This window comes from Nitrospira sp. BLG_2, from assembly GCF_049222245.1.
In genome coordinates this window covers 1-3,222 of the sequence record NZ_JBLYIG010000571.1, presented here as the reverse complement: position 1 = coordinate 3,222, position 3,222 = coordinate 1, and the positions used below count along the sequence as shown (strand labels likewise).

Annotated in this window: 2 protein-coding genes; both read right to left on the bottom strand. The window is 52.7% G+C overall.

Annotated elements, in window-relative coordinates:
• Window positions 1–388: 388 nt before the first annotated feature.
• Window positions 389–1,306 (bottom strand): FRG domain-containing protein, encoded by a 918-nt coding sequence (locus ACOSYY_RS15355; protein WP_421663453.1) that lies wholly within the window; start codon window positions 1,304–1,306, stop codon window positions 389–391.
• Window positions 1,307–1,614: 308 nt separating this feature from the next.
• Window positions 1,615–3,222: GTP-binding protein (locus tag ACOSYY_RS15350; RefSeq protein ID WP_421663452.1), on the bottom strand; the 1,608-nt coding region annotated here is incomplete at its 5' end.

Here is a 3,222-nt window from a genome sequence, read left to right as displayed (position 1 = left end):
TTCGTCACCATCGAAAACTTGGCGTTACAAGAGGGACAGGCAAAAAAGACCCCGAGAGACCCTTCTTCTGGTTTCTCCACTTTTTCAAGGCTCATATAGGTTTCGCAGTTGAGGCATACAAATTTCATAAAGACTCCTGTTACATCGGCCCAGGTTGTTACATCGTCTCGGGCCCGTTACCCTTACGAAAACCTACGCTATCATAATGATTTTCAAGGAGTCAAACCGCTTGGAAGGAAGAAAGTACGGCACGCGGCTTTCAGACGTCTACGTCGGCCTCGCATATCCGTATCACAGAACTTCCTGACATTGTTTCAACCGATCTTCTGCCGAGAAACAACGCTTGGCTTCCCATCCTACTTCAGCAATATACCTTCAGTTATCCTTTTCATTGGAATAACGTGCGCTTATAAGCGAATGATAACGCCGCATGGTCCAAACTTGGCATAAGGTGATGCCGCGTAACGTTATACCTCCATAACAATCGGAGCAACTCATCCGCTTGATTGGTTGGTACGATGATCACATCGAGACCCTGTGGACAATCTACCGAGGCATCGAGGGTCTCTTCAAGGCTCGGCCATCGATTGTTCCTCAAGAAAAACGCATTAGCTGTGGGCATGTGGACAAATATTCCTTGTTGAGCACGAAGATGGTGGTTCATATGTCGAGGAGCTGACACTAGTGCAGTATTCTTATTTTTTCGAATACTGTGCGTATCCAGGATAAATACAGCAAACTCCTTACCTCCTGACTTCCTACCTTGTTCGTCAAGGCAAGATGATTCCACGGCTGCAAAATATGCGGCCACAAGCGGTGATTCCGTCCAGTCAAGAAGCCGAGTCGGGACCCCATGATGCTGGGCCAGTGCCAACCCTGGAAGCATTGAAGAAGCAGGAAATGGAGTCTCCCAGTTGTATTCTTGCCCGTTCGCTATCGCATCAAGCAGACACTGATGTTCTTGAAGCGCACGATAGTCGAGCGAGGTGGGAATACCAAGCTTATCTGCTTCTTCCAAAAACATATGTACTGCACGGAGTTCAGCATGAAGCTGAATTCCGAGATATCTATTTAAATCCGTATCTTGGGGGAAATATGCACCAGGGCTCTGAGGGGTATATCTCTTTAACGGATCTCCTGAACGAAAGACTGAAGGAAGAAGCTGCCACAAGCGGTCTGCTTGGCCGCGGAAAATATACCCTCTGACTCCGCGTGCAGTGGCATCAAACACTTGACGCGGTTGGAAGCGAGGATCGTCTAGAAAGAATGAAATGACATCTCTAGGCTTTTCAAATGGAATGATCATTTAGTGCCTTCGTTCACTTCGGACGCGTGCTCTTGCTCATAGCTGGCCTCATAGCCCACTACAATCAGGGGGACATTCTGTCATACCCAAATGCACGACTTAAATAGAAACGCTTGCAGAACAAATGGGCTATCTTGCCAACAACGCCGCAGTGCTTAGCCATCACGGGAAGGTACTCACGCTAGCTACACCTTAGGATAGACGCAGCCCACAGCATAGCAAAGCTGTACAGCCGAATAGATTAGTGAGGAACCAATACGAGGAGACTTCGATGACAGAAAATTCGGATCGCGTGGATCTAATATTAATTAGATCGAATACTGGAAGATCGGCTTGGCTCCGATGGCCTGCGCGAGAACACCTCGGCGTTTCAATTCATCGAGGATGCGAGCGGTCGCGACGTCGAAATCCGTGGGGCCGGTGAGAATGACGTCAGTGTTCGGTGGCGGCTCTTCTTCGGATTTGCTCATGTGGACGGCGATGACCGGGGCGGGATGGACCAGGGTCCTGATCGCTTGCGAGGCCTCGTGATAGGCCAGGCCAAAAGGATTGGTTGTGGAAACGACGATGAGACCGGTGTCGGCGAGGAGACGCGCCACTTCGCCGTAGCGTCGCGCCATTTCCGCCGTCTGCCCACGCTCTTCTTCACTAAGGTCGGCATCGAGCCCACGGCGCAGATTTTCCCCGTCCAATAAGTAGGCATGGCGCCCATCCGCCACGAGACGGCCTTCGAGCTTTCTCGCCAGGAACGATTTACCGGCATGCCGTCCTCCGGTAATCAAGATCACCGCTGCCCGATGGCCGTACTGTTGAGCGCGGTCTTCAACCGTGACTTCACCCTTCACCCACGCAAAGTCTCGTCGCCTTGCCTCTTCACGGAGAAACTCCTGGTCATCATGGACCAGTTCGGTGATGATCCCGCCTCCCGCGATGTCGTATTCATCCACCAGGACGAAGCGGCCGGTTGCCTCGAACGATGCCGACAGGTCGAACGCGACCGGGGCTTTCGTGCGCAAGGTCAGTTCAGCCACTTGGTTCCTGCTGATGGTATGACTGCCTTGTTGCTGGGTGAGGTCCATCGTATCGATGATTCGATGGATCGAGGCCACTTCGCAATCCACTTCTTTCGTCGCCACGCGCAAAAGATATTTGCGACCCTTTTCCAATGGTCTCTTGCCGAGCCAAAACAAATTGGCGCGAAAAGCCGTGGACACAAGAGGCAGATGTTCCTGATGGGAGGCGATCTCGCCGCGCTCCACAAAGATCTGTTCATCGAGCGTCACCCCGATGGATTGCCCCGCCTGGCCTTCTGTTGGTTGCGGCTCGATATTGAAAGCCTCTACCGTCCGAATGTTGGCCCGCTTATTGGACGGCGAAAAGACGAGATGATCGCCGACCTTGAGACGTCCTGCGGTAATACGCCCGGTGATGATTCGGCGCGCGTCGAACTTATAGACGTCCTGCACTGACAGTCGAAGGGGCTGTTCCCACCGTGCCGTCTCTTTGTTGAATGCACCGAGTGTCTCTAGGACGGTGGGGCCGCTGTACCACCTCATCTGCTCGGTTCGGTGGGCGATGTTGTCGCCAAGCTTGGCGCTCACTGGGATAAACTGAGACGGCACGGCTTTGAACTGCCCCAAAAATTCTCGATACTCTTTTTCAATCCCGTCGAACACATCCTGCCGGTAACCAACCAAATCCATCTTGTTGACGACCACCGCAAACTGGCGAACGCCCAGCAGCGACAGGAGGTACCCGTGTTTCTTCGACTGTTCCTTTACTCCTTCCAAGGCGTCGATGAGCAGCAATGCCGCCTCGGCGCGCGCGGCGCCCGAAATCATGTTTTTGAGGAACTCCTTATGCCCCGGCGCATCGATGATGATGTATTGCCGGCCCTTCCACATGAAAAAGGTGCG

What these genes read in the sequence shown, in the direction of transcription:
- ACOSYY_RS15355 (WP_421663453.1), bottom strand. Translation starts at nt 1,306, where the DNA reads ATGATCATTCCATTTGAAAAGCCTAGAGATGTCATTTCATTCTTTCTA.